The organism is Gordonia sp. LMA484, assembly GCF_058129505.1.
Genome location: NZ_CM176700.1, coordinates 4,567,218 through 4,592,414 on the forward strand (window position 1 = coordinate 4,567,218; position 25,197 = coordinate 4,592,414).

A 25,197-nucleotide genomic window follows, 5' to 3' on the forward strand; every position below is an offset into this window, starting at 1 on the left:
GCGCGCCACGGCGCCACTCCTTGCCGGATGTATACCCCCTGGGGTATGGTCGTCGACGGCCTAGAGATACCCCCATGGGTATATGGAGGAGACATGACCGCAACGACAGAAGTGGGTACAGAAGCCCACCAGACCAAGCGTCCCGGCCCACTGGGACGCCTCGGCGGGTGGACCGCAAACCACCGACGGTGGGTGTTCGGGATCTGGGCGCTCGTGGTGATAGGCCTCGGCGTCGCCGCACCGTCGGTTTTCAGTTCGTTGGCCGGTGCGGGGTGGCAGGCCAACGGCTCGGAGTCGGTCGCGGTCCGCGAACTCGCACAGGAACATTTCGGTGGCAACTCGTCGGCGGCCGTGCAGGTCGTGATCCACTCCGACGACCAGTCGATCTCGAGTCCGCAGGTCGCTCAGGTGGTCGACGAGATCACCACGATCGCCCACGCAGACAACCGGTTCGGCGAGGTCGTCCCACCGCAGCCGGGTATGACGATCAGCAGTGACGGCCACACGGGCATCGTCCTGGTCGGCGCCGCCGCGACACCCGACGACATGGTGAAGGCGGTCGACGAGCACAAGGACGCACTCACGGCATTGTCCGGCAACGGGATCGATGTCTATCCGACGGGCGCGTCTGCGCTGTGGAGTGACTTCAACAAGGCCAACCACGAGGCGATGATCAAGGCCGAGATGGTGTCCTGGCCGATCACGCTGGCCATCATGGTGGTCGCCTTCGGTTCCCTGGTCGCTGCCGGCCTCCCACTGCTGTTGACCATCGCCGGCCTGATCGCATCCGCCGGGGCGCTGGTCCTGCTCAACATGGTCACCCCGATCTCGGTGTGGGCCATGAACTTCGCGATGATGTTCGCGTTGGCCCTGGGCATCGACTACGCGTTGTTCCTGGTGTCGCGCTTCCGCGCATCGATGGCCGCACGTAAGGACTCGAGAGCGGCCGTCGTCGAGACGATGGACACCGCAGGCAAAGCGATCCTGCTCTCGGGCCTGACCGTTCTGGTCAGCCTGTCGGCGGTGTTGCTGGTCCCCGCGCCGGCGGTCCGCACGATGGCGGTCGGGATCATGATGGCGGTCGTGTTCGTCCTGGCGGCCACGATGACCCTGTTGCCCGCGGTCCTCGGCGCGCTCGGCACGGGTGTCAACGCACTGTCGCTGCCCTGAGCCAAACGCCAACAACATCGCTCGCCGCTGTTCGCGAAGTGGGGAAACCTGCTGCACCGCCACCCGTGGCCCTTCGCCATCGGATCGTTGGTCATCCTCATCGCCCTCGCGTTGCCGGTGATCGGACTCAAGGTGGCGATGCCCTCGATCAACGTTGTCCCCGAGGACGCCCCCGTCCGCCAGGGCTACGCAGTGGTCCAAGAGGCCATGGGGGACGGCGCCCCGGGCGCGCTGCAGATCGTCGTCCCGCAAGCGCAGGCCGCCGACACCGCGTCGATCGCCTCCGCAACACCGGGCATCGCCATGGTGACACCTCCCCAGCAGGCCACCGACGGCTCCGGTTACGCGATGCTGCAGGCGATCCCGACCGTCGATCCGTCCGATCAGCAGATGAACGGCATCGTCGCCGACCTGCGGGACTCGTTGCCGGCCGACGCACTCGTCGGCGGCGCCCCGGCGGAGAACATTGATCTCCAGCAAGCGCTGAACGACTGGTTCCCGGTGATCGTCGCGGTGATCCTGACCCTCGGATTCCTGCTGCTGCTCATCGCACTGCAGGCACCGGTGATCGCACTGCTGGGCACCATCGTGAGCCTGCTCTCCACGGCGGCCGCGTTCGGCGTCGCACGGCTGATCTTCCAGGACGGCCACGGCGCGAGCCTGCTCGGCTTCGAACCACAGGGTTTCCTCGACGGCTGGGGTCCGGTGTTCTTCTTCGCGATGATCTTCGCGATCGCGATGGACTACACAGTGTTCCTGCTGGCGACGGCAAAGGAGCATTATGAACGGTCCAACGATCCCAAGGTCGCGCACGTCGACGGACTGGCGTACTCGGGACGCGTCATCTTCGCCGCCGCGGCGGTGATGGTCGCGGTGTTCTTCACCTTCGCCCTCGCCCAGCCACTTCCGCCGAAGGAGATGGGCATCATCCTGGGCGTGGCCGTCCTGCTCGATGCCACCCTCATCCGACTGGTCCTGCTCCCTGTGCTCTTGCGGATCACCGGGCACGGCGCGTGGTGGAGTCCGGCGTGGCTTCGGCGCATCCTGCCGAACATCTCGTTCCGGCATTGATCCTCAGCTTCTACATACCCCATGGGGTATAGAATGGTTCCATACCCCCCGGAGGAAGTGAGAAGTGATGGTTGGCGACGAAGAATCGATCACGGTGGTCCTGAACCGTTTACGCCGTGCCCATGGCCAGCTGGCCGGCGTGATCTCGATGATCGAGCAAGGCCGCGACTGCAAGGACGTGGTCACCCAGCTGGCCGCCGTGTCGCGGGCACTCGACCGCGCCGGCTTCAAGATCGTGGCGACCGGCCTCCGACAGTGCCTCACCGGCGAGGATGCCGACAACCGCGAACCCATGACCGAGGAACAACTCGAGAAGCTGTTCCTCGCCCTGGCCTGACGTAGAAATCGACAGAAAGGAACACATCATGCAGCTCGGTTACACCGCGACCATGGAGACCACCTTCGACGACGCGGTGGCACGTACCCGAGAAGCCCTGTCCGAACAGGGTTTCGGCGTCCTCACCGAGATCGACGTGAAGGCCACGCTGAAGCAGAAGCTCGACAAGGACATGGAGAACTATCTGATCCTCGGCGCGTGCAACCCACCACTGGCCCATCGTGCCCTCGACGTCGACCGACAGATCGGCCTTCTGTTGCCATGCAACGTGGTCGTCCGTGATGACACCGAAAACACGGGACGGGTCATCGTCGAGGCGATGAACCCCGACATCATGGTCGCGGTCACCGATGCGCCGGGCCTGCCCGAAGTCGCGGCCGACGCCGCCGAGAAGCTGCGGGCGGCCGTGTCGACACTCGGCACCCCGGTCGCGAGCTGAAGGCGGGTAGAGATGTCCGACAGCTCAACGCAGGTCGAGATCTTCGTCGATCCGGTATGCCCATTCGCCTGGGCGGCATCGCGATGGCTCGTCGGCGTGACCGAGCGCCGCGACGCGTCGGTCACGTGGAAACAGATGAGCCTGGCCGTCCTGAACGAGGGCGCGGAGGCGCAAGGCGCGCACGCTGCACGCATCGCGACGTCGCGTCGTGCCGGGCGGCTCATCGCCGCAGTGGCCGATCCCGCCGACATCGGACCCGTGTACCTGGCACTCGGCAAGCGTCTGCACGCCGACGGCCGCGAACTGACCGATGAAGTCGCTCGCGAAGTACTCGACGAGTGCGGCCTGGACCCCTCGGCGGTCGGCGCGATGGACAACGAGCGCTGGGATCCGGCCGTTCGGACCGCGCACCAGGCGAGTCAGGACGCGCTCGGCGGCGGCGGGGGCAGCCCGATCATCGTCATCGATGGGCGCGCCTTCTTCGGCCCCGTACTCACCGAGATCCCGGACGCCGAGGATGCCGATCGACTTTTCGACGGGCTCGTCGCCCTGGCGGCAACGCCGGCCTTTGCCCAGGTGGAGCGGCCGCGCGTCGGGCCGCCGGACCTGCGAGAGGCCGCCGCCTGACATGTGCCATCCCACTCGATGCCGCCAGTGCGGCAAGACCACCTGGTCCGGCTGCGGCATGCATGTCGACGCGGTCCGGCGCTCGGTCCCTCCTGCTCAGTGGTGCCCCGGGCACGCTGACGGAAAGAAGCGGGGCTTCTTCGGCCGCCGCTGATATCAGCTCTGATATCTGAGATGACACAAATTTGTGTTATCTCAGATATCACTGCATACTGTTGTCGTGCCCAGCGACGAACAGCTCACCTACGCCGACCACATGGCGCGCTACTACGCGCGCCGATTCAGCTTTCCGCCCATGGTCGGGCGGGTCATCGGATATCTCTCGGTCTGCGACCCGCCGGCGCAGAGCATCAGCGAACTCAGCGAGGCGCTGCTCGCGAGCAGGTCTGCGATCACCGGCGCTCTGGAAACCCTCGAACGGCTCGACGTCGTCAAGCGGACGCGAACCGCCGGCGAGCGCATGGACCGGGTCAGCATCGACCTCTCCTCACCCCAGTCACTGGGGTTCGACATCGGCGAGTTCGAGGAACTGGCCACCCTCGCCCGCGAAGGGCTTGACGTCCTGCGCGATGCCGATGCCAACCGACGGGCCGCCCTGACCGAGGTCGCGGCGCTCGCCGACTTCCTCACCGACCGAATCCCGGCGCTGTACGAGGAGTGGAAGAAACACCGCGCCTCGTTGATCGCGTCGGGCGAACTGGTCGATCCATGGAGTTCACCATCGAATGACGGGAGCAGTGAATCATGAACGAGTCCAGTGGTACCGCCCTTGCGATCAGCGCCAGAAGGTTGCGAAAGAGCTACGGCGACAAGGTGGTTCTGAATGGGTTGGACCTGACGATCGCCGCGGGCGAGGTCTTCGCGCTGCTGGGCCCGAACGGATCGGGCAAGACGACCACGGTCAACATCTTGTCCACGCTGCTCCCCGCCGATGAGGGCACCGTCACCGTCGGCGGGCACGATCTGGCCGACGATCCCGACGGCATCCGTTCGGTCATCGGCGTCACCGGACAGTTCGCCGCGCTCGACGACCTACTCACCGGTCGGGAGAATCTGCGCCTGATGGCCGACCTGCATCACCTTCCCAAGGCGACCGGGAAGACACGGGTCGACGAGTTGCTGGCCCAGTTCGACCTGTCTGATGCCGCTGATCGTGCGGTGTCGACGTACTCGGGCGGCATGCGTCGCCGGCTCGATCTCGCGATGTCACTGGTAGCCACACCCGAGGTGATCTTCCTCGACGAGCCGACGACCGGACTCGACCCGCGCAGCCGCCGGACACTGTGGGAGACGATCGCGGGGCTGGCACGCAGCGGTGTGACGATCTTCCTCACCACCCAGTACCTGGACGAAGCAGATCAGCTGGCCGACCGTATCGCGCTGCTCGACGACGGCCGTATCGTCGCCGAGGGTACCGCTGCCGAACTGAAGCGCCGCGTCCGTGGCTCGTCGATCCACCTGACGTTCGCCGACGATGACGACCTCTCGCGGGCGATCACACTGTTCCCGGAAGGGATCGCTCACCGTCCCGCGCATCGGCTCGACCTACCCGCCGACGACACCGTGGTGACCTTGCGTGATGCATTGGAGCACATCGAGTCCGCCGGCCTGGCGGTCACCGACATCTCCGTGCACACCGCGAGTCTCGACGACGTCTTCTTCGCCCTGACCGGGCGCCAGCAGACCACCGAGCAACCCCAGACCGCCGACCAGACAGGGGCCGCGTGATGACCACTCTCACCTACACCGTGACCGACTCGACCACCATGCTGCGCCGCAACCTGCGCCGCATCGTCCGGTATCCGTCGATGACGGTGCTGCTCATCGGGATGCCGATCGTGTTCCTGCTGCTGTTCGTCTACGTGTTCGGCGGGCAACTCGGCGCCGACATGACCACCCCCACCGGGGAGACCGGACGGCAGGCCTACGTCAACTACGTCGTGCCCGGTGTCCTGCTGATGACGGTCGCGGCGGCGGTGCAGGGCACGTCGATCAACGTCGCGATGGACATGACGTCGGGGATCATCGCGCGATTCCGGACCATGGCCATCAGCCGGTCGGCCGTCTTGACCGGTCATGTGCTGGGCAGCCTCATCCAAACCGTCTTCAGCATCATTGTCGTCCTCGCCGTCGCACTCGCGCTCGGCTTCCGACCGAACGCGAACGCACTGGAATGGCTGGCCACGGCCGGGTTGATCGTCCTTTTCAGCGTTGCGCTCATCTGGCTCGCGGTGTACCTCGGTCTCGCCGCCAAGAGTGTCGAGACCGCCAGCAACACACCGATGTTGCTGACACTGCTGCCGTTCCTCGGTAGCGGGTTCGTACCCACCGACTCGATGCCGCCGGGACTGCGGCAGTTCGCCGAATACCAGCCGTTCACCCCGGTCACCGAGACGCTGCGCGGGCTGCTGACAGGCACGGCGATCGGGACCGGGACCGCGGTGGCCGCCGTGGCGTGGAGTGTGGGCATCGCGGTCGTCTCCTACATCGCCGCGGTGCGGACGTACGGGCGTCGGCGCGTCGCATAGACGCCACGCCGCGCACCCGGCGGTGGTGTCGGGAGACAACAGCGGTGGACCAGTAATCTGTGGAGGCAATGACTGCCGAACGTGATTCGCCGACGAACGCCACTGACCCGATCGAGGATCGCCTCGGCCGGGTCAGTCGTCGTTCGGTCCTCGTGGGCGGCATGGGTGCGGCCCTGATCGGTGGTTTGGCGGCATGCTCGAACCAGTCGCCGACGACGGTCGAGCCGCGCAAGCTGGAGACCCGGGCCGCCGACGACGAGCTCCCGTCGGAGACCAGTCCGCCGAGCATCGCCGAGGGCGGACCGCCGCTGATCACCGGCAGTTTCGTCTCCGCCAAGATGGCCGGGCGGAACACCCGCTGGGCGGTGGCGCGACCCGAAGGGGTGTCCGGGCAGCTGCCGGTGGTCCTGGTGATGCACGCGCTGAACACGAACGAGAAGTCGATCTTCTCGTCGAAGCTGCAGATGCAGAATGTCCTGCAGCAGTATGTCGATGCCGGCAACGCCCCGTTCGCGCTGGCCGCCGCCGACGTCGGCCGAAATTACTTCCACGCGCGCGCCGACGGTACCGACGGGGCCGCGATGATCCTCGACGAGTTCCTCCCCATGCTGTCGTCGAGCCCGGAGCTGAATCTGTCCACCGAACGCATCGGGCTGTTCGGCTGGTCGATGGGCGGGTATGGCGCGCTGCGACTCGGCGCGTTGCTCGGCGCACCGAAAGTTGCCGCCGTCGCGGTCAGTTCACCCGCGTTGTGGGCCGATCCCCGAAACTTCCCAGCTCGCGCCTTCGACTCCTACGACGACTACCAGGCGAATTCGTTGTTCGGGCAGCAGCCCGCGTTCACGAAGATCCCCCTGTTGATCTGCATCGGCTCGTCCGACCAGTTCTTCACCTACACCCGGCAATGGGCCGCAGGGCTGCATCCACCGGCCGCGTTCGGGACGTCGGCAGGCGGACACACCAACCGTTACTGGCGCAGCGTGCTGCCCGAACAGGTCGAATTCCTGGGGCGCAATCTGGCGCGGTGAGCCGGCGATGGCCCGGTCGGTTACTGAGCTCCCCCACCGGATACATAGCTTCCTCACCGGATACAGAGCTTGCGCTTTTCCGCCGGTCCCTGAGGAGCCTCCGAGCACCCCCCCAACCGGTCAAGCCTTCCCACCTCGACCGTCGCCGTCACCGCGGCGGAGCGTTCCCACCGGTCCCTGAGGAGCCTCCGAGCGTTCACTCACCGGTCCCTGAGGAGCCTCCGAGCTTGCGAGGATGCGTCACGAAGGGCCGCAACCACCACCTAGCGTCAGAGCGAGATCCGGCCCTCGAGTGCCGCTTTGCCGATGTCGGTGCGGAAATGTGAGCCGGGCAGTTTGACGCCCGCGATCCGCTCGTAGGCCTGGGCGCGCGCTTCGGCGAGGTCGGCGCCGGTCCCGACCACGGCCAGCACGCGCCCACCCGCCGACACCACGGCACCGTCGTCGTTGTGTGCCGTACCGGCGTGCAGAACACCCTCGCCGTCGGCACCGGAGATCACGTCCCCGGTGCGTGGCTTGCCCGGGTAGTTCTCCGCTGCGACGACAACGGTGACAGCGGCACCATCGGACCACTCCAGCTTCGGGAGTTGATCCAGGGTTCCCGTCGCTGTGGCGTTGAGGGCTTGTCCGAGTGGGGATTTGAGCAATGCGAGGACGGCCTGTGTCTCGGGGTCACCGAAGCGACAGTTGAACTCGACGACGGCGGGACCGTTCTTGCCGATCGCGAGCCCGGCGTAGAGCAACCCGGAGAAAGGGGTTCCCCGCTTCGCCATCTCGGCCGCGACCGGTTTCACCACCTCGTCGACGATCTGCTGGGTCATCTCATCGGGCAACCACGGCAATGGCGTGTAGGCGCCCATGCCGCCGGTGTTGGGTCCGGCGTCGTTGTCCCCCACCCGCTTGTGATCCTGGGCGGGAAGTAGTGGGACCACCGTCTCGCCGTCGACGAGACAGAACAGGGAGACCTCCGGTCCGTCGAGGAAGCTCTCCAGCAGCACCGGGTGGCCGTTCTCGAGGAGTTCCGCCGCGTGGTCACGGGCAGCCATCCGATCCTCGGTCACGACGACGCCCTTGCCGGCGGCCAGGCCGTCGTCCTTGACCACCCAGGTCGGCCCGAACCGGTCGAGTGCGGCGTCGAGGCGGGCCGGGTTGTCGACGATCTCGCTGTGCGCGGTCCGGACCCCGGCGGCCGCCATCACGTCCTTGGCGAACGCCTTCGACCCTTCGATGCGGGCCGCGGCCGCGCTCGGACCGAACGTGGCGAAACCCGCCTCACGCAAGGCATCTGCGACACCGAGCACAAGTGGGACCTCCGGGCCGATAACGACCAGGTCGGCGTCGACGCTCGTGGCCAGAGCCACGACGGCCTCGCCCGACGCGACATCGACCGGATGGTTGGTGGCGATCGCCGACGTCCCGGCGTTGCCGGGACCGACGTGCAGTTCGGTGACCGACGGGTCGGCCGACAGTCCGATGAGCAGGGCATGTTCGCGGCCGCCCGAGCCGATCACGAGTACGCGCACGGTGACGACTCTAGTGTGCACCTACCGACGAGGTCAGCCTGGGCGCGGGCCGCCACCCGGTTCGTCCGCCTGGTCTCCATTCCTCCCCCCGAAGCTTCTGGCGGATGAATGAAATTCGGGAGGACGAACAGCACGCGGGCCTAGAGTTGGCTCGGGAGGTCACCATGACAGCACCGCCCCGCGGGGTGAGCAACGCCTTGGGGACGTACCGGACCCTGCGCTTGGGCATGGTCATGCTGGTGCTGATGCTCGCGGTGGGCGTCCTCGTCGACGCCGGCCGGCACGACTGGTGCTTCCAGACCTCGATCAGCGCCTACTATTTCACCGCGATCCACGCCGTCTTCCTCGGCATGGTGTGTGCGCTCGGCGCGTGCCTCATCGCCTACCGCGGCAACTCCGACACCGAGGACGTGCTGCTCGACACCGCCGGATTCCTCGCGTTCATCGTCGCATTCGTGCCGACCGCCAGGCCGGGACAGCCTGGGGCGGCGTGCGAACCGTTCGGCTTCGACGCAGGCCTGAGCGATGCCAGCATCCGCACGTCGACGACGGCGTTGTTCATCGTGACGGTGGTGGCGCTCGTCGGTCAGATCGTGGTGGGTCGGTTGACGCGGACGACGCAGCCGTGGACGCCGCTGGGCAACGTGGCACGCGTGGTCGGAGGCGTCATCGCGATCACCATGTTCGTGATGTTCTGGTTCGCGGATTTCTTCGCGCGCTACGCCCACGGCATCGCGGCGGTGACCATGTTCGTGCTGATCGGTGTCGTCGTGGCGTGCAACGCCTACCTCGCCGCCAAGCAGTACGGAACATGGCGCAACCGATACTCGCTGATCTACGGCGCAATCGCGATCGCGATGATCGTGACCGCCGCGTTGGTGGTGATCCTGCACCTCTGGGCCCGGTGGCCGTACGCGATTATCCTCGCCGAAGCCCTACTGCTGTTCGAGTTCTCGCTGTTCTGGATCGTCCAGACCGTCGAACTGTGGAATATCGATGACCGGCGCCGCTTGATTCCGCGGTCCGAGGACGTGGCACCCCTCTGAGCCGACGACTCAGGCGTGGACCACCTGCACACCCATGCTCACCAACGCCTCCGCCCGCCGCGGCACCCCGAACACCTCGTCGACAACCACGATCAGGACCGGTGCCAGCGATGCGACGACGATCGCGACGACCACCGAGACCCCCGCCGCAGCCAGCCAGACGCCGGCGACGAGGAACGTGATCGCCCCCAGGGCGAGGAGCACGGTCAACGGATCGAACGGCAACAGGTAGTCGTACATGGCGAGGGCACCGAGGCAGTACACACCCAACGGGATCGCCAGGCTAGCCACCACCACCCCCGCACCGATGTGGGCTTCGTGCTCGATGTAGAGCGCGGCGACATGCAGTCCGGCTCCGACGGCCGCCGCGGCCGAAAAGATCAGGATGTGCCCGTAACCCCAGACAAAGCTCTTCTCCCGATGCACGTGCAGGGCATCGCCGGTCGGCACGATGAAGTACATCCACCACATCGCGAACGTCACGCCCATCGACGCCAGCCCCAGCACCGCGGTCTCCACCGACCAGCCCTGAACTTCGATGAGCGCCCCCAGCACCGCGACCGTACCGACGACGCCCTCGCCGAGAGTGATGATGGTCAACAGTCCGTAGCGCTCGGCGATGTGGTGTGGATGCCACGGAGTTCCAGAGGTAGTGCGCTCGGCGATGAACGGGCCCAGCAGTTCGACGGCGATGCACCCGATCATCGCGAACAACGTCGCCAGGGGTCTCATGTCCGCGATCAGCACCGCGACCCAGCCGATCTGAGCGACAAGCGTCATCGTCGCATAGATGAGGCACGCCCGCCGACAGTCGACACTCTGGGCCGCCGCACGCAGCCACTGGGCGACCATCCCGACCCGCATCACGATGTAGCCGATGACGAGAACCCGGTTGTCGACGTGCTCGTGCCCGGCCAGGGACTCGAAGATCGGTGGGATACCCAGCGCGATGATCGCGACGCCGATCATCTGCACCAGCGTCACCAGCCGGAAGAACCAGTCGTCGGTGTCGAATGCGGAGGCGAACCAGGCGAAGTTGATCCACGCCCAGATCGCGGCGAATGTGCAGAGCAGGTAGCCGAAGACGGCAGCCGAATAGTGCCCTTCGGCGATCTGGTGAGCCACCGAGGTTCCGGCAGCGGAGAAGGCGACGACGAAGATCAGGTCGTAGAACAGTTCCAGACTGGTCGCGGCCCGGCCTTCCTGATGCGGGTCACGGCCGGTCATGCGCCGCAGCGGATGTCCGATGGTGATGCTCACGGTCGGAACTCTAGCGAAGCCGGCGGCAGGCAGCCGTCGATGCGACGCCGGTGAGCGATCTGAATCCACGCCTCCTGTCACCGGTCACCTCGCACATGCACGTGGTGACCGGCGACAGTCGGGCTCGATGCGGGCCGACGTCAGCCGGCGGTGGGGTCGGTCAGGTCGTAGACCGTGGTCCCACCGACGGTCGTCGCGGTGAAGTGCTTCTGCACCCACGCAGCGATCTCCGCGGATGGACGACTGCCATCAGACCCCCCGCCGAATCCGCGGCCACCACCGATGAAATAGTGGATCTTCTTCTCCGACACCAACTTCTGGAACTGATCCAGGGTCGGCGACGGGTCGGTGCCGTTGAAGCCGCCGACCGGCATCACCGAGTATCCCGATTCGAGCTGGTATCCGGATGCCTCGTTCGAGCCGACGGCCGCGGCCACCCAGGTGTAGCGATCTGCGTCGGCCTGCAGCATCGCGACGAGTTCGGCGCTCGGTTTCGAGCCGTTCAACAGTCCACCCGGGCCGCCCATCCCTCCTGGTCCGCCCTCGGCTCCGAACAGCCCGCCGCCCGCAGCCATGCCACCGGGAACGCCGGCGGCGCCCATCCCGCCGGGCATGCCTGTGCCGCCCGGACCGGCCATCGCCCCGCCTGGGGTGTTGGCGCCGCCACCACGCGCCGCGCCCGGCATCGCCTGGCCACGGACGCCCCCGCGCATCGTGCCCCATCGGTGACCACCCGGGCCCCCGCCACCCGGACCGAACTCGCCCTCCACACGCGGTCCGGCGCTGATGATCGAGCCTTGTTTGGCGGTCGCAACGGTGTCGATCGTGTACGCCACCGGCCCCGCCAACGCCGCGGCCAGTGCGGTCACCAAGGCCAGCCCCGACAGATAGGTGCGGTGTGCGACAAGCGTGACGGCACCGCCGACGATGCCGACGAGCAGCACCAGCCACCGCAACCACGGAACGAAGTCCGGTGAGCGATTCAACAGGGCGAAGCCCCAGATCGCCGCGATCCACACACCGGCCGCGAGCACGATCCGGACCCAGAGACGATCCCGCGCCGACCAGCACACCGCCGCAGCACCCGCGACGACCGCGGCCACCGCCGGGGCAAGAGCGGCCGTGTAGTAGCTGTGGAAGATTCCGGCCATGAAGCTGAAGGTGACCATGGTGACCAGCAGCCACAGTCCCCACACCGCCAGATATGCGCGACGGAGATCGGTGCGGCGGGCCTTGCCGATGACGACGAGCGCGGCGATCCCGAGGACGAGCGCGGTGGGGATCAGCCACGCGATCTGGCCGCCCTGGGCCGGCTCGAAGATGCGCAGCCACCCGGTCTCACCCCACATACCGCCGCGGCCGCCACCAGGACCACCGGGACCGCCGGCGGCACCCAGATATCCGCCGGCGCCGCCCATCGCGCCGGTATAGCCGCCACCGCCGCCCGGCATCACGCTGCCGGTCTCGTTACCGCTGAGCCTGCCGAAACCGTTGTAACCGAGTGTGAGTTCGAGGATCGAGTTGTTCTGCGAACCACCGATCCAGGGCCGCGACGACGCCGGCCACAGCTCGACGGCGAGAATCCACCACCCCGCGCAGACGATCAACGCGCCGAGCGCCGCGAACAGATGCCCGAGTCGCTTGACCCAGGCGTGCTGCCCGAAGGCGAGGTAGGTGACGGCCAGCGGGGGCACGATCAGCATCACCTGCAACTGCTTGGTGAGGAAACCGAAACCGACGAAGACACCGGTCAGGATCATCCACCGGATGCGCCCGTCCTCGATCGCCTTGAGCATGGCCCAGACCGCCGCGATCATCAGCAGGATGAGAAGCGCTTCGGGGTTGTTGAACCGGAACATCATCGCCGCGACCGGTGTGAGCGCCAACACCGCGCCGGCCAGGATGCCTGCCCAGTGGCCGAAGTACTTCTTGGTGATCAGGTACAGCAGCGCCACCGAGGCGACACCCATCAAGGCGTTGGGCACCAGGATCGACCAGGAGTTGAGTCCGAAGATCCGCACGGACAACGACGGAATCCACAGTGATGCAGGCGGCTTGTCGACGGTGATCGAGTTCGCCATGTCCGACGAGCCGAAGAACCAGGCCTTCCATGACTCCGAACCGGCCTGGATCGCCGCCGAGTAGAACGAGTTGGCCCATCCGTTGGCGGACAGGTTCACGATGTTGACGACACCGGTGCCCACCAACAGGACGGCGAGTGAGATACGCCGCCAGACATGGGCGTTCCGCCCGGAGGCGGATGCCTCGGGCGGAACGGATGACGACGTCGGACGATCGATGGTGGTGCTCATTCGGCGGCCCCTTCGACCAGCGGGTTCGGACCGGGTTTCGGGCCCGCCGGATTGAGGTGACCGCGGAACACCCAGCGCAACCCGACGAAGCGGGTCAGGGTGGCGACCAGGTTGGCGATCACGAGGACCACCAGCTCGAGATGCTTGGTGGCCTCCGGCGCGAACGCGTGTAGCGCGACGAGTGCTCCGGAGGTGACCAGCCATCCGAACACGAACACACCCAACCCGAACAACTGGTGCCGGACGGCACCCTCACGGCCCGAGATGCCGAAGCTGAAGCGCCGGTTGGCGGCGGTGTTGAGCACCGCGGTGACCGCGAGGGCCACGAAGTTCGAGACCTGCGCACCCAGGAAGGAGTGGAGCAACAGGTACAGCACGGCATAGGCGACCGTGGACGCGACACCGATCACGCAGAAGCGGGCCAGCTGGCCGACGAGTCCGAACGGGACACCGTCGATGGCCGGACCGGGAGCGCGGTCGCGGCCGATGGTGGTGCGCAGCTGGGCGATCGGAAGCCGACCGGTGGTGAGCGCGTATCCGACTCGCGCACATCCCTTGAGGTCGGCGACGGCGGTCGAGACGATGTCGACGGTGCTGTTCGGGTCGTCGACCCAGTCGACCGGGACCTCGGCGATACGCAGGCCGATCCGCTCGGCCAACACCAGCAGTTCGGTGTCGAAGAACCAGCCGGTGTCCTCGACGTACGGCAGCACCTGGCGTGCGATGTCGGTGCGCATCGCCTTGAAACCACACTGCGCGTCGGAGAACTTGGCGCGCATCGTGGTCCGCAGGATCAGGTTGTAGGAGCGGGAGATGAACTCGCGTTTGGGTCCGCGGACCACCCGCGACGACCGCGCGAGCCGGGTACCGATCGCGATGTCCGAGTGACCCGAGATCAGCGGCGCGATCAGCGGCATCAGTGCGTTGAGATCCGTCGAGAGGTCGACGTCGCAGTAGGCGACGATCTGCGCGTCGCTGGCCCGCCAGACCGCGTTGAGTGCGCGGCCACGACCCTTCTGCTCGAGATGCACCACGCGCAGGCCGTCGATCTCATCGGTCAGCGCCGATGCGATCGCCAGGGTGGCGTCCGTGCTCGCATTGTCGGCGACGGTGATCCGGGTCGGGTAGGGCACGTTGGTCCGCAGGTGGTCGGCCAGTCGACGCACCGAGCCGGCCACGTCGGCCTCTTCGTTGTAGACGGGGACCACGATGTCGAGGATGGGGACCGGTGTCGAACTGTCGGCGACGATCACCGACCGATCGCCGGTCGCCGGGAGCGCTTCTGCTGTCATGAGTCATAGCTTCGGGCCGCAAACTTCGCCCACTCTGCATCGAAGCTGTCAGCTTCCTGTGAGCGCGGGCCCGTTGTGGACAACCGGCACGTGGCCCGGGCCGGTGTCCGTGCGGACCGATAGGTTGGCGTCATGTCCTCCCCAGCAGCGACCCTGTCCTCCGACCAGCAGCAGGCCGCCGACCGGGTGATCGAGAGCCTGGCCGGTCCCGGCGCCCGCCTGCGCGACGATCAGCAGACCGCGGTGGCCGCTTTGGTACGGCCGGTTTCGGGCAGCGGGCCCGAGTCGGGAGCACGTGTCCTGGTCGTGCAGGCGACCGGTTGGGGCAAGTCGGCGGTGTACTGGACGGCGACGGCCATCCGCCGCGGAGAAGGCGCCGGACCCACCCTGATCGTTTCCCCGTTGCTGTCGTTGATGCGCGATCAGGTGAGCGCCGCCGAGCGGGCCGGCCTGCGAGCCGCGACGTTGAACTCGTCGAACTTCGACGCGTGGTCGGCCATCGAGGATGAGCTGCGATCCGGGGAACTGGATGTGTTGCTCGTGTCGCCGGAGCGTCTGGCCAATCCGGGATTCGGCCGTCGCGTCCTCGATGCCCTCGCCGGCCAGCTCGGTCTGCTCGTGATCGACGAAGCGCACGCGATCTCCGACTGGGGACACGACTTCCGGCCCGACTACCGACGCGTCTCCGACGTTCTGCAGACCCTCAACCCGCAGACACCGGTGCTGGCGACCACGGCCACCGCGAATGCCCGCGTGACCGACGACGTCGCGGCCCAGCTGGGCAGTCACACGCTGGTGTTGCGCGGGGCACTGGCCCGACGGTCCCTGCACCTCAATGTCATCGACGGGCTGGCACCGATCGAACGGTACGGCTGGGTGGCCCAGTACCTGCCCGACCTACCGGGCTCCGGCATCGTCTACGTGCTGACGGTCGCCGACGCGGACCGGCTCGTCGACGCCGTGAAGGCGGTCCACGGCCAGGACTTCCCGGTCGCCGCCTACACCGGTCAGCTCGACGGCGATCGACGCCACCAACTCGAGGACGCGCTGCTGCGCAACGAGGTGAAGGCGCTGATCGCGACGTCGGCGCTCGGCATGGGCTACGACAAACCCGACCTCGGTTTCGTCGTTCACGTCGGGTCACCCCCGTCACCGGTCTCCTACTACCAACAGGTCGGCCGTGCCGGCCGCGCTCTCGACGACGCCGTGGTGATGCTGCTGGCGTCGCGGACCGATGACGCGATCTGGGATCACTTCGCGACGGCCACGATCCCCGATCCGGACAGGATGCGGGTGCTGCTGGACACGCTCGCCGCGTCAGACGGGCCGATGTCGGTGCCGCAATTGGAATCATCCACCGGATTCCGAAGGGGCCGTGTGGAATTGATGCTCAAGCAGCTCGCTGTGGATGGCGCGACCGAACGTGGCCCCGACGGATGGTCGGCGACCGGGACACCGTGGACCTACGACGCGGAGCACTACGACGGTGTGATCGAGGTGCGCCGCCGCGAGGCCGACATCATGCGTTCGTATGTGGCCGGTCGACAGTGCCTCATGCAGTTGCTCACCTCGTCACTCGACGACCCGGCCGCGGAGCCGTGCGGAAGGTGCTCGGTGTGCCGGGGGACGCTGACCGAGCCGCTGTCGGCGGACGTGCCGGCCGAGACGGTGCGGACGATCACCGCCGCGCTGCGGCGGTCGGCCCTGGTCCTGGACTCCCGAAAGATGTGGCCGGGCGGCGCATTCGGCACCCGCGGCCGGATTCCGGCCGAGCTGGCGGCCGAACCGGGACGGGTGCTGGCACATGCCGATGCACCCGAATGGACCGACCTGCTCGACGGCGCCCGCCGCGGCGACGCCCAGGCACTGTCCGATCTCGGTGATGCGGCTGTCGCGACGCTGTCGGCATGGGTACGCGAGACCGGGATACGGCCCGACGTCATCGGATCGTTGCGGCTGACCGGCACGGTACTCGCCGAACGTGTCGCCGAGCATCTGTGCACGGTCGGACGCCGGCCCGGTCTGGCGGTCCCCGTGCGCATGGGTGATCCGCCCGGCCGGGACGCGACCGGCGCCACCGAGGCCGTCTACTGGCGCGACCATCTCGGCGAGATGCCCGACGTGGTGGGCCAGAACGTGCTACTCGTGGCCGACGAGACGAGTTCCGGCTGGCCGATCACGCTGGCCGCGGCCGCGCTACGGAAGGCGGGTGCGGCGGCGGTGATGCCGCTGCTCATCCATCGGACGGTGTGACGTGACTTGATCCCGGAGCCAACGGCTGCGTGGCCCGGACTCGCCTGTATCCAACCGGCACAATCAGGCGTTGGCCACGTATTCGCCGTAGCCGGTACTACGCAGGGCGTCGCGGATCTTCTCGGCGGCGGAGTCGAGCTCTTCCGGGTCGGGATCCTTGTCCGCATTGCCCAGGTCGAAGACGTCCATGCTCTCCAGTGGGAACACATGCAGGTGCACGTGCGCCACCTCGAGTCCGGCGATCATCGTGCCGACCCGCGACGCACCGAAGGCCTCCTTGACTGCCCGGCCGATCTTCTGGGAGACATCCGCCAGATGCAGGTAGGACGCGGTGTCCATCTGCTCCCAGTGGTCGACCTCCTTGCGCGGCACGACGAGCACGTGGCCGGGGGTCACCGGGTTGATGGTGAGGAACGCGACGGCCTGGCCGTCCTTCCACACGAATCGTCCGGGCAGTTCTCCGTTGATGATCATGGTGAAGACCGATGCCATGGGAGTCACTGTATCTCCGGTAGTCGCCGTGTTGTCGACGCCCTGTCAGAGCTCCATGACATTCTTTTCGTGTGAGTCGACCAGAGTTCACCCGCGGAGCGCGCGGGCCGATCCAGCACGCAGTGGGGTCGGTGGATGTCGTCGAGACCGCGCAACGGTTTCCGCGCCTGCGCTACATGGGTTCCAAGTATCGACTCCTCCCCCACCTCGAACGCACCTTCGCCGAGATCGGCGGGGCCACCGCGGTCGATGCGTTCTCCGGCTCGGGTGTGGTGTCCTACCTGTTGAAGGCCCAGGGCTTCCAGGTGATGAGCAACGACTTCCTGACGTTCCCGCACATCATCACCCGCGCGACCGTCGCCAACTCCAGCGTTCGGCTGGAACCCGAACTGGTCGAGGAGATCTGCGGGCCACCCGCCGACGACCGCGACTTCATCCAGACCACCTTCGACGGCCTGTACTTCACCGCGGAGGATCGCGCCTTCCTCGACTCCGCCTGGTCGCACATCGACCGCCTGCGTGGTTATCGCCGGGACTTGGCGATCTCGGCTCTGGTGCTCTCCGCGGCCCGCAAACAACCTCGCGGGGTCTTCACCTTCACCGACTCCACCCGCTACGCCGACGGGCGCCGCGATCTGCGGATGTCGCTGCGCGACCACTTCCGGCTGCGCTCGGTTGCCGAGTACAACGCGACGGTGTTCAGCAACGGCCGATCCAACCGCAGCGTCAGCGGCGACATCTTCGACCTGGACCTGGCGGCTCTCGACGGCCCGCCGGACCTGGTCTACCTCGACCCGCCGTACGCACCGCCCACCGACGACAACGACTACATCAAGCGGTATCACTTCCTCGAGGGCCTGTCCGCCTACTGGCGTGGCATGACGATCATGGAGCACACCAAGACCAAGAAGCTCACCAAGCGCTACACGCCGTTCGCCTACAAGCACAGCATCGAGGACGCACTCGTCCGCACGTTCGAGCACTTCGAGGACGCCGGCGCCATCGTGCTGTCCTACTCATCGAACGCGCTGCCGGGTGCCGACCGCATCGTGGACCTGCTCGGCAAGGTCAAACCGTCTGTCGAGGTGATCGCGATCGACCACAAGTACAGTTTCGGCACCCACGTCGCCGCCACCCGGCGCGACGTGAGCGAATACCTGTTCATCGGGCGCGACTGACCCAGATGGTGTTTCGTTCGCCCACACACCAACTTTCCCGCTGGTCGAGTAGCGAGCTAGCCCCCCAGGGCGAGCCCGCGCATCGAGACCACGTCACGAGGTCTCGATGCGCACGCTCGTACCTCGCGGGCTACTCGACCATCGAAGATTGCGCGCGCAACCCGACCAGCGAAGATTGCGCCGACAACTCGATCGGCGAAGATTACGCGAGCGACCCGACCAGCGAAAGCTACGCGAGCGACCCGACCAGCGAGGATTGCGCCGACAACTCAACCAGCGAAGACTACGCGAGCGACCCGACCAGCGAAGATTGCGCCAGCAACTCAACCAGCGAAAGCTACGCGAGCGACCCGACCAGCGAAGATTGCGCCGACAACTCGATCGGCGAAGATTACGCGAGCGACCCGACCAGCGAAGATTGCGTCGGCAACTCGACCAGCGAAAGCTACGCGCGCAACCCGACCAGCGAAGATTGCGCCGACAACTCGATCGGCGAAGATTACGCCGGCAACTCGATCGGCGAAGATTGCGCCAGCGACCCGACCGGCGAGGACGACGGCCACGCGAACCACTGTTGGGCGGAAGCGCGATGAGTGACGCGGGCGAGTTCGACGACTACCTGAACACGTTGGGTCGGTTGACCTCTCACGTCGACCCGACGGCGTCCACGCCCGAGGCCGAACGCATCACCCAGGCCACCGCGAGCCTCGGCGACGTCCTCGACACCGACATCGCCGGTCTCGCGGCCTGGGTGCGCGACCACCCCACCGACGTCCCTGTTCTCGGGTTGTCGGTCGGGTTGTCGCAGGAGAAGCTGAAGAACGTCCTGCGCGACCGCTTCGGCACCACCGGCTGGCACGGCGTGGCGCGATCGCAGCCGGTCGACCTGATCACCTGGCTCGACGCCGAGTTCGATCTCGTGCGCATGCTCCGAACCCAACTCGACCGCACCTATACCTTCGCCGACATCCTGGTCGCCCGGGCCGGAAGCCGCGTCACCGCGACCCGGGCCGGCGCATCGGGTCGCCGCATCGAGGACGAGATCGAGGCGATCGCACAGGATCTCGGCCTCGACTACGTGACACGCTCACGGTTCACCGGCCGCAACGGACGGACCGCGCCCGCCGACCTCATCATCGGCGACCCCGACACCGCGGACATCGTGGTCGCGGCCAAAGGCTTCGACTCGACGGGCAGCAAACTCACCGACGCCGTCCGGGAGATCGAGGAGATGGCGGAGGTCCGCCTCCCCAAGCAACTCGTCCTGGCCGTCATCGACGGAATCGGCTGGAAGTCACGTCAATCCGACCTCAGGCGTATTCACCAACTGTGGGCCGATCGACAGATCGACGGCATGTACACGCTCGTGAGCCTGGACCGTTTCCGCGAGGACGTCCGCGAGTTCGCCACGCTCCGCAAGCTCATCTGAGCGTTTCATCGCCAGCGAACCCCGCTGTCCGTCAGCGGCCGTACAAACGGGCGACGTCTGGGGAGTCCAGCCAGCCGGAGTAGGTCGGCTTCTGCGGCCAACCGTCCGGGGAGTCCTGCCACACCTCTTGCCGGCCCCACGGCAGGATGTCGATCAGCGGGAAGGTGTGCGCCAGCTGTTCCACCCCGCGCCCGGTCGTGTGCCAGGTGCGGTACACGGTGTCACCGTCACGCAGGAACACGTTGAGCGCGAATCCTTCCCCGGGGCCGGCATCGACATCTTTCCCTAACGAGCTCTCCGAGGACGAGTACCAGTCCATCTTGTTGCCGACCTTCGCCTTGTAGGCGAGCGCTTCGTCGATGGGCCCGTTGGTGACGATCACGAACCGGGCGTCGTAATTGTCCAGGAAGTCCAGCCGGGTGAACTGCGAGGTGAAACTCGTGCAGCCGCCGCACTGGAACTCGGCGTCGTCGAACCACATGTGGTTGTAGATGATCAGCTGCGATCGCCCGTCGAAGACGTCGACGAGCCGGACCGGCCCGTCGGGCCCGATGAGTGTGTAGTCCGGCATCGCGACCATCGGCAGGCGCCGCCGCTGGGCGGCGATCGCGTCCAATTCGCGTGTCGCGGCCTTCTCCCGCGTTCTCAGCTCGCCCAGTTCGGCCCGCCAGGTCTGCTCATCGACCACACGAGGTATGCCGTTCGTCATGGAATTCCCTTTCGTCGCCTACCGGGTAGACCAACGGTGGGCCGTCAACTCATCGGTTCATTCGGTCCGCCGCGGCAATCGAACCCAGAAGGTCGAGCCCTTCCCGGGCGTCGAGTCCACGCCGACAGTGCCGTTGTGTGCCTGGACGAGTGCCGCGACGATCGACAGTCCGAGCCCGCTGCCACCGCCGTTGCCCCCGCGATGGCGCGACGAGTCACCACGATAGAACCGTTCGAAAACGTGCGAGGCCTCGTCTGGTGTGAGGCCCTGGCCGGTGTCGGTGACACTCAGGACGACGTCGTCGCGGCCGTTGCCGCCCTCGACCGCGACGCCGACGGTGATCGACGCCTCCGGGGGCGTATGGGCGATCGCATTGTTGATCAGGTTGCGCAGCACCTGCAGCAACCGGGGTGCATCGCCGGTCACCATGGGTGGTTCCTCCGACTCACCGATCTCGATCCGGATCTCTCGTTGCGGCGCGGCGACAGACGCGCTGTGCACGGCGTCGGTGGCGACGGCGAGCACGTCGACTGGCGACTGGTCGATCGGGCGGTGCGCGTCGAGGCGCGCGAGCATCAGCAGATCCTCGACGAGCAGCCCCATCCGACCTGCCTCGGTGTCGATCCGCCGCATCGCGTCACCCGGATCGGGCACGCCACCCTGCTTGTACAGCTCGGCGAATCCCTTGATCGAGGTGAGCGGGGTGCGAAGTTCGTGACTCGCGTCGGCGATGAACCGCCGCATCTTCTCCTCGGAGGCGCGGGCCTGCTGTTCGGAGGCTGCGGTCCGTGCGAACGCCCGCTGGATCTGGCCGAGCATGGTGTTCAGAGACCCGGACAGGCTGCCGACCTCGGTGTTGGGTGGCGCCGACGGCACGCGCATGTTGAGGTTGCCGGCCGCGATCGCGTGCGCCGTCTCCTCGACGCGCCGCAGCGGCCGCAGGCTCGTTCGGACCAACAAATAGCTGAGCACACCGATCGCCACCACGACGAGCGCCCCGATCCCCAGTTGGAGCCACATCAAGCGGGACAGGGTCGCGTTGACGTCACTCAGCGGTGTCGCGACGATGGACTCGCCGTAGGGATTGGCCTGTTTGACGACCCGCCACTTCGGACCGCCGCTGTCGACCGAGTTCACGGTCGTCGGTCGGGTGTCGCCGTCGGGCAGCCCGTCCAGATCGGGTTCGTTGCTGAAGTCGTTGTTGACGATCGTGTCGCCGGTGCTGATGGTGATCATCGAGTAGTACTGCGAGGGTGGTCGTCGCGGGCCGGCGGGCGGTCCCTCGGTGGGCATCGAGCCCGGGTCATGCGGGCGGGCCCAGGTGTGCACGGCGTTGATGAGCCCTTCGTCGGTGCGCGACAGCAGGTCCTGCTTCATCGCCGAGGTGACGGCGAGGCCGGAGGCGAGCAGCCCGAGCACGACGAGAACAAGCGTGAGTCCGACCAACGACAGTCGCAGCGGGATACCGCGTTTTCGCGTCCGCCCCTCCTCGGATTCCGCCGGCGGCGGCCCGGTCGGGCGGGGGGCGACGGCTGTGCTGGTCATCCCCGGGGCTCGCGCATCACATAGCCGACGCCGCGCAGGGTGTGGATCAGTCGCTTGTCCCCGGTGTCGAGTTTGCGGCGCAGATACGACACATACGATTCGACGACGTTGACCTCTCCACCGAAGTCGTAGTTCCAGACATGATCGAGAATGCGGGGTTTGGACAACACGGTGCCGGCGTTGACCATGAAGTACCGCAGCAGCGTGAACTCGGTGGGCGAGAGCGGGACGAGTTCACCGGCCTTCCACACCTCGTGTGTCTCGTCGTCGAGTTCGATGTCGGCGAAGGTGATCCGCGAGGACTCTTTGGCCTGCTGATCGAACCCACTGCGGCGGAGCAGCACCTGCAGTCGTGCGACGACCTCCTCGAGGGAGAACGGCTTGGTCACGTAGTCGTCACCACCGATGGTCAGGCCGTTGATCTTGTCCTCCACCGAATCGCGGGCCGAGAGGAACAACGCGGGCGCCTCGACTCCGTCGGCACGCAGTCGCCGCAACAGTCCGAATCCGTCCATTCCCGGCATCATCACGTCGAGGACGAGCACATCCGGCTTGACGCTTCGGCACTTGTCGATGGCCGCCGGCCCGTTCTCCGCGGTCGCCACGTCGTAGCCCTGGAACTTGAGCGACACCGACAGCAGCTCACGGATGTTCTCCTCGTCGTCGACGACGAGCACCTTGGCTCCCTGACCCGCTGCCTGACCATTCACAGATTCGCTCATGCCATCACCTTCCATGACCAGGCTGCCACGAGTCTGCAATCTTGCTGGGAGCTTTCTGTGAGTGTTCACCTGCGGGGATCGCCCTTCGTGACGCTCGCGAGCTCGCTCCCTTCGTGACACTCGCAAGCTCGCTCCTCAGGGCGGCGCCTCAGGGACCGAGTTGGTGACGCTCGCTCTGCAGGGCAACGCCTCAGGGTCCGGGTGGGTGACGTTCGCAGCTCCGCCCCGCCCGTCCTCCGATCCAGCGAGGACCCTATCTCTCCGATCCCTGAGGAGCCTCCGAGCTTGTGAGGATGCGTCACGAAGGGGCGGCCCCGCGCATGAATGGTGCCGGGTAGCCCGGCGACGGGCGCACGTCGCCGAGCCACTCACCGAGCGCGTCCGCCCGATCTCTCAATGCTCGGGTCGCAACCTTCGGGAGCTTCTCGAACGTGTGCACGTCGATCCGACCGTCGGCCTTGTCCTGGCGCCAACCACCGACGATGCGCCCATCCCACCAGGCGGTCTGTCCACCGTTGCCGTTGCTGTCGAATGCGTGCGACGCGTGCGGCCCGAGGTAGAATTCGCGCTGCTTCCAGCCCATCGTCGTGGGGTCCAGTTCCGGCAGCAGCAGCGCCTGTGGTTCCACGTCGCCGCCGATCTCGTCGCCGGTCACGTCGTCGGCGAGCAGGTAGCCGACCTCACCGCGCTCGAGATCCACCTCGACGACGTCCAGCTCGGCCAACGCCGCCCGGACCGCCCGCTTGGTCGATCCCGTCCACCACACGAGGTCGGCCTCGGTCCCCGGCCCGAACGATCGCAGCCAGCGCCCGATGAGGGCACGGTGGCCGTCCTCGACGCTCATCGGCACAAGGGGTCCGCCGAGCCAACTCGTCATCGCCACCCACGACGGACGCGACAGGATCCAGGACCCCGAGTTCGGTCCGCGGACGATGTCACCGGCGGCACTCATCATGTTCAGCACACGCGGCCCCATCGGGACCTTGCCACCCCAGGACTTGCCCACGCCGTAGACGATGTGGCCGTCGAGTTCGGGGAGACGTTCCCGCAGTTCGCTCGACGTGCGGGCCGCTCCGTCGGCGAGGTCGCCCAATACTGCCGCGCGGGCCCGGTCGATCCATCCCTCCGGGTCGTCGAAGTCGTCACTGCGCCGCAGGTCGCGCAGCATGTTGGTGCGTTCCGACGCGGTGACCCGAGGGCCAACCGCTCCGACTGCCTCGGCCAGGACCGGCCGGCTGAACACGAAGAGGGTGCGGCGCATTGCGAGCTGCTTGACGACGCACCGATCCTCATAGAGGGCGGCGTCCATCAGGTCGGGGACGAACCCGTCGACGCGCGCCCATGCGGAGAGGTAGACGGTCGACGGTGTGGTGGCGTGCAAACCGACCAGATCGTCGGCGACCTCGGTGACCGTGGACGCCCAGGCGTCAGCGACGAGTCGGTGACGCCGCAACAGGCGACTCCTCCGGGCCGCGTCACTGATGCAGGGACGAACTGTCATCACACCGGTGGTGCCGCGATCGCTTCGATCTCCACCACCTGGTCGTCGTACGGCAAGACCGTCACGCCGAGCATCATCGCCGGCGGCACCCCGTCGGCGAACTCGTCGGCGACCGCTTGCCAGGCGACCACCAGATCCGCCTGGAGATGCTCGGCGACGTAAATGGTGAGCTTCGCGATGTCGGCCATCGAGGCGCCCTGCTCGGCGAGCACCGTGGCGAGGTTCTGCAGACATCTTCGGGTCTGGCCGACCACATCCCCGGGCGCGACCACGCCGCCTTCGGCATCGAGCGGGCTGATCCCGGCGGTGAACAACAGCGGACCGGGCGCCACACTCGCGCTGTAGGCGAACCCACCGTCGTGCAGAGCTGCCGAACCGTTGAGCCGAACACGCGTCATGCGGGTGATCCTACGTGCCGGCTCCGACGTTCCCGGGTGCCCTTCGGTGCGAGAAATCCGCTGCAGCCGTTGCGCGACCCGCACCCCCGACTCAAGCGGCGTCCGTCACGCCACCGCGCGTCGTACAACGGCTGCAGCCACGCGCTCGACGGCGGTCTCACGCGCTGATACCAGTCCACCCCGGCACCGCTCGGTAAGCCAGCCGCCGGTCGTCGGACGCGACATCGACGCAGTTCAGCGTGGAATCGAACATTCCGGACCGGACACCGGACGTCGCCGGATACGCGGGATCACCACGTACCGGTCCGTCCGGCGGGGAGCCGAGCCGGCTGGTCGG

Annotated in this window: 23 protein-coding genes and 1 pseudogene; 14 read left to right on the forward strand and 10 right to left on the reverse strand. The window is 67.0% G+C overall.

The window, feature by feature from the left end:
* The first annotated feature begins 93 nt into the window (after positions 1–93).
* From AC4AMJ_RS20265 to AC4AMJ_RS20305, 9 genes and pseudogenes are all read left to right on the forward strand, one after another.
* A pseudogene (locus tag AC4AMJ_RS20265) lies at positions 94–2,241 on the forward strand (MMPL family transporter).
* 67 nt (positions 2,242–2,308) lie between these two features.
* On the forward strand, positions 2,309–2,578 hold the full coding sequence (locus tag AC4AMJ_RS20270) for a metal-sensitive transcriptional regulator (RefSeq protein WP_489900753.1): 270 nt from the start codon (positions 2,309–2,311) through the stop codon (positions 2,576–2,578).
* Positions 2,579–2,606: 28 nt separating this feature from the next.
* On the forward strand, positions 2,607–3,017 hold the full coding sequence (locus AC4AMJ_RS20275) for a DUF302 domain-containing protein (RefSeq protein WP_489914313.1): 411 nt from the start codon (positions 2,607–2,609) through the stop codon (positions 3,015–3,017).
* A gap of 12 nt (positions 3,018–3,029) precedes the next feature.
* Entirely contained in the window at positions 3,030–3,644 is a 615-nt protein-coding gene (locus AC4AMJ_RS20280; RefSeq protein WP_489899344.1) for a mycothiol-dependent nitroreductase Rv2466c family protein, read from the forward strand.
* Position 3,645: 1 nt separating this feature from the next.
* Complete coding sequence (locus AC4AMJ_RS20285) at positions 3,646–3,798, forward strand: DUF8730 family Cys-rich protein (protein WP_489914315.1); 153 nt, start codon at positions 3,646–3,648, stop codon at positions 3,796–3,798.
* A 66-nt stretch (positions 3,799–3,864) separates the two neighbouring features.
* Positions 3,865–4,392, forward strand: a complete 528-nt coding sequence (locus tag AC4AMJ_RS20290) for a GbsR/MarR family transcriptional regulator (protein ID WP_489899342.1) — start codon at positions 3,865–3,867, stop codon at positions 4,390–4,392.
* A complete protein-coding gene (locus tag AC4AMJ_RS20295; protein WP_489914317.1) occupies positions 4,389–5,372 on the forward strand; it encodes an ATP-binding cassette domain-containing protein in 984 nt (327 codons plus the stop codon). Before AC4AMJ_RS20290 ends, AC4AMJ_RS20295 begins: the two co-directional genes overlap by 4 nt.
* A complete protein-coding gene (locus AC4AMJ_RS20300; protein WP_489899340.1) occupies positions 5,372–6,172 on the forward strand; it encodes an ABC transporter permease in 801 nt (266 codons plus the stop codon). Before AC4AMJ_RS20295 ends, AC4AMJ_RS20300 begins: the two co-directional genes overlap by 1 nt.
* Before the next feature lie 68 nt (positions 6,173–6,240).
* Positions 6,241–7,200: an alpha/beta hydrolase gene (locus tag AC4AMJ_RS20305; protein WP_489914318.1), complete on the forward strand. Its 960-nt coding sequence runs from the start codon at positions 6,241–6,243 to the stop codon at positions 7,198–7,200.
* A gap of 269 nt (positions 7,201–7,469) precedes the next feature.
* On the opposite strand, the gene purD is transcribed toward AC4AMJ_RS20305, so the two are convergent.
* Positions 7,470–8,723 carry a phosphoribosylamine--glycine ligase gene (gene purD / locus AC4AMJ_RS20310; RefSeq protein ID WP_489899338.1) on the reverse strand — a complete coding sequence of 418 codons (1,254 nt, stop codon included), beginning with the start codon at positions 8,721–8,723 and terminating at the stop codon, positions 7,470–7,472.
* Between the two features lie 164 nt (positions 8,724–8,887).
* Here purD and AC4AMJ_RS20315 point away from each other — a divergent pair, with 164 nt between their 5' ends.
* Positions 8,888–9,769 carry a hypothetical protein gene (locus tag AC4AMJ_RS20315; RefSeq protein WP_489914320.1) on the forward strand — a complete coding sequence of 294 codons (882 nt, stop codon included), beginning with the start codon at positions 8,888–8,890 and terminating at the stop codon, positions 9,767–9,769.
* A 9-nt stretch (positions 9,770–9,778) separates the two neighbouring features.
* On the opposite strand, the gene AC4AMJ_RS20320 is transcribed toward AC4AMJ_RS20315, so the two are convergent.
* The 3 genes from AC4AMJ_RS20320 to AC4AMJ_RS20330 form a co-directional block, all read right to left on the reverse strand.
* Positions 9,779–10,996, reverse strand: coding sequence for a low temperature requirement protein A (locus AC4AMJ_RS20320; RefSeq protein ID WP_489900752.1), 1,218 nt, complete (start codon positions 10,994–10,996; stop codon positions 9,779–9,781).
* A gap of 173 nt (positions 10,997–11,169) precedes the next feature.
* On the reverse strand, positions 11,170–13,341 hold the full coding sequence (locus AC4AMJ_RS20325) for an ArnT family glycosyltransferase (RefSeq protein WP_489914321.1): 2,172 nt from the start codon (positions 13,339–13,341) through the stop codon (positions 11,170–11,172).
* Positions 13,338–14,633 carry a bifunctional glycosyltransferase family 2/GtrA family protein gene (locus AC4AMJ_RS20330; protein WP_489914323.1) on the reverse strand — a complete coding sequence of 432 codons (1,296 nt, stop codon included), beginning with the start codon at positions 14,631–14,633 and terminating at the stop codon, positions 13,338–13,340. The genes AC4AMJ_RS20325 and AC4AMJ_RS20330 overlap by 4 nt, the downstream gene beginning before the upstream one ends.
* A gap of 132 nt (positions 14,634–14,765) precedes the next feature.
* On the opposite strand from AC4AMJ_RS20330, the gene AC4AMJ_RS20335 reads away from it, so the two are divergent.
* Positions 14,766–16,886, forward strand: coding sequence for a RecQ family ATP-dependent DNA helicase (locus tag AC4AMJ_RS20335; protein WP_489914325.1), 2,121 nt, complete (start codon positions 14,766–14,768; stop codon positions 16,884–16,886).
* A gap of 63 nt (positions 16,887–16,949) precedes the next feature.
* On the opposite strand, the gene AC4AMJ_RS20340 is transcribed toward AC4AMJ_RS20335, so the two are convergent.
* Positions 16,950–17,378: an HIT family protein gene (locus AC4AMJ_RS20340; protein WP_489899332.1), complete on the reverse strand. Its 429-nt coding sequence runs from the start codon at positions 17,376–17,378 to the stop codon at positions 16,950–16,952.
* Between the two features lie 176 nt (positions 17,379–17,554).
* Here AC4AMJ_RS20340 and AC4AMJ_RS20345 point away from each other — a divergent pair, with 176 nt between their 5' ends.
* Genes AC4AMJ_RS20345 through AC4AMJ_RS20355 form a run of 3 tightly spaced genes read left to right on the forward strand, consistent with a single transcriptional unit; the run spans position 17,555 to position 19,985 of the window.
* Positions 17,555–18,556, forward strand: coding sequence for a DNA adenine methylase (locus AC4AMJ_RS20345; protein WP_489918475.1), 1,002 nt, complete (start codon positions 17,555–17,557; stop codon positions 18,554–18,556).
* Between the two features lie 5 nt (positions 18,557–18,561).
* Complete coding sequence (locus AC4AMJ_RS20350; RefSeq protein WP_489914327.1) at positions 18,562–19,149, forward strand: hypothetical protein; 588 nt, start codon at positions 18,562–18,564, stop codon at positions 19,147–19,149.
* Positions 19,146–19,985: a hypothetical protein gene (locus AC4AMJ_RS20355; RefSeq protein WP_489914329.1), complete on the forward strand. Its 840-nt coding sequence runs from the start codon at positions 19,146–19,148 to the stop codon at positions 19,983–19,985. Before AC4AMJ_RS20350 ends, AC4AMJ_RS20355 begins: the two co-directional genes overlap by 4 nt.
* Positions 19,986–20,016: 31 nt before the next feature.
* On the opposite strand, the gene AC4AMJ_RS20360 is transcribed toward AC4AMJ_RS20355, so the two are convergent.
* From AC4AMJ_RS20360 to AC4AMJ_RS20380, 5 genes are all read right to left on the reverse strand, one after another.
* Positions 20,017–20,694 (reverse strand): DUF899 domain-containing protein, encoded by a 678-nt coding sequence (locus tag AC4AMJ_RS20360; protein WP_489914331.1) that lies wholly within the window; start codon positions 20,692–20,694, stop codon positions 20,017–20,019.
* 57 nt (positions 20,695–20,751) lie between these two features.
* Positions 20,752–22,239, reverse strand: a complete 1,488-nt coding sequence (locus AC4AMJ_RS20365) for a sensor histidine kinase (protein WP_489899328.1) — start codon at positions 22,237–22,239, stop codon at positions 20,752–20,754.
* Positions 22,236–22,961, reverse strand: coding sequence for a response regulator transcription factor (locus AC4AMJ_RS20370; RefSeq protein WP_489899327.1), 726 nt, complete (start codon positions 22,959–22,961; stop codon positions 22,236–22,238). Before AC4AMJ_RS20370 ends, AC4AMJ_RS20365 begins: the two co-directional genes overlap by 4 nt.
* 298 nt (positions 22,962–23,259) lie before the next feature.
* The gene (locus tag AC4AMJ_RS20375) at positions 23,260–24,462 is read right to left on the reverse strand and encodes a winged helix DNA-binding domain-containing protein (protein ID WP_489914333.1); all 1,203 of its coding nucleotides are present in this window, start codon (positions 24,460–24,462) and stop codon (positions 23,260–23,262) included.
* The gene (locus tag AC4AMJ_RS20380; RefSeq protein ID WP_489899325.1) at positions 24,462–24,860 is read right to left on the reverse strand and encodes a RidA family protein; all 399 of its coding nucleotides are present in this window, start codon (positions 24,858–24,860) and stop codon (positions 24,462–24,464) included. Before AC4AMJ_RS20380 ends, AC4AMJ_RS20375 begins: the two co-directional genes overlap by 1 nt.
* Between the last annotated feature and the right edge of the window lie 337 nt (positions 24,861–25,197).

Excerpts from the sequence above, each read along its gene's own strand:
- AC4AMJ_RS20270 (WP_489900753.1), top strand. The coding sequence starts at position 2,309 with ATGGTTGGCGACGAAGAATCGATCACGGTGGTCCTGAACCGTTTACGC.
- AC4AMJ_RS20275 (WP_489914313.1), top strand. The coding sequence starts at position 2,607 with ATGCAGCTCGGTTACACCGCGACCATGGAGACCACCTTCGACGACGCG.
- AC4AMJ_RS20280 (WP_489899344.1), top strand. The coding sequence starts at position 3,030 with ATGTCCGACAGCTCAACGCAGGTCGAGATCTTCGTCGATCCGGTATGC.
- AC4AMJ_RS20285 (WP_489914315.1), top strand. The coding sequence starts at position 3,646 with ATGTGCCATCCCACTCGATGCCGCCAGTGCGGCAAGACCACCTGGTCC.
- AC4AMJ_RS20295 (WP_489914317.1), top strand. The coding sequence starts at position 4,389 with ATGAACGAGTCCAGTGGTACCGCCCTTGCGATCAGCGCCAGAAGGTTG.
- AC4AMJ_RS20300 (WP_489899340.1), top strand. The coding sequence starts at position 5,372 with ATGACCACTCTCACCTACACCGTGACCGACTCGACCACCATGCTGCGC.
- AC4AMJ_RS20305 (WP_489914318.1), top strand. The coding sequence starts at position 6,241 with ATGACTGCCGAACGTGATTCGCCGACGAACGCCACTGACCCGATCGAG.
- AC4AMJ_RS20315 (WP_489914320.1), top strand. The coding sequence starts at position 8,888 with ATGACAGCACCGCCCCGCGGGGTGAGCAACGCCTTGGGGACGTACCGG.
- AC4AMJ_RS20320 (WP_489900752.1), bottom strand. The coding sequence starts at position 10,996 with ATGACCGGCCGTGACCCGCATCAGGAAGGCCGGGCCGCGACCAGTCTG.
- AC4AMJ_RS20325 (WP_489914321.1), bottom strand. The coding sequence starts at position 13,341 with ATGAGCACCACCATCGATCGTCCGACGTCGTCATCCGTTCCGCCCGAG.
- AC4AMJ_RS20330 (WP_489914323.1), bottom strand. The coding sequence starts at position 14,633 with ATGACAGCAGAAGCGCTCCCGGCGACCGGCGATCGGTCGGTGATCGTC.
- AC4AMJ_RS20335 (WP_489914325.1), top strand. The coding sequence starts at position 14,766 with ATGTCCTCCCCAGCAGCGACCCTGTCCTCCGACCAGCAGCAGGCCGCC.
- AC4AMJ_RS20340 (WP_489899332.1), bottom strand. The coding sequence starts at position 17,378 with ATGGCATCGGTCTTCACCATGATCATCAACGGAGAACTGCCCGGACGA.
- AC4AMJ_RS20345 (WP_489918475.1), top strand. The coding sequence starts at position 17,555 with ATGGGTTCCAAGTATCGACTCCTCCCCCACCTCGAACGCACCTTCGCC.
- AC4AMJ_RS20350 (WP_489914327.1), top strand. The coding sequence starts at position 18,562 with ATGGTGTTTCGTTCGCCCACACACCAACTTTCCCGCTGGTCGAGTAGC.
- AC4AMJ_RS20355 (WP_489914329.1), top strand. The coding sequence starts at position 19,146 with ATGAGTGACGCGGGCGAGTTCGACGACTACCTGAACACGTTGGGTCGG.
- AC4AMJ_RS20360 (WP_489914331.1), bottom strand. The coding sequence starts at position 20,694 with ATGACGAACGGCATACCTCGTGTGGTCGATGAGCAGACCTGGCGGGCC.
- AC4AMJ_RS20365 (WP_489899328.1), bottom strand. The coding sequence starts at position 22,239 with ATGACCAGCACAGCCGTCGCCCCCCGCCCGACCGGGCCGCCGCCGGCG.
- AC4AMJ_RS20370 (WP_489899327.1), bottom strand. The coding sequence starts at position 22,961 with ATGAGCGAATCTGTGAATGGTCAGGCAGCGGGTCAGGGAGCCAAGGTG.
- AC4AMJ_RS20375 (WP_489914333.1), bottom strand. The coding sequence starts at position 24,462 with ATGACAGTTCGTCCCTGCATCAGTGACGCGGCCCGGAGGAGTCGCCTG.
- AC4AMJ_RS20380 (WP_489899325.1), bottom strand. The coding sequence starts at position 24,860 with ATGACGCGTGTTCGGCTCAACGGTTCGGCAGCTCTGCACGACGGTGGG.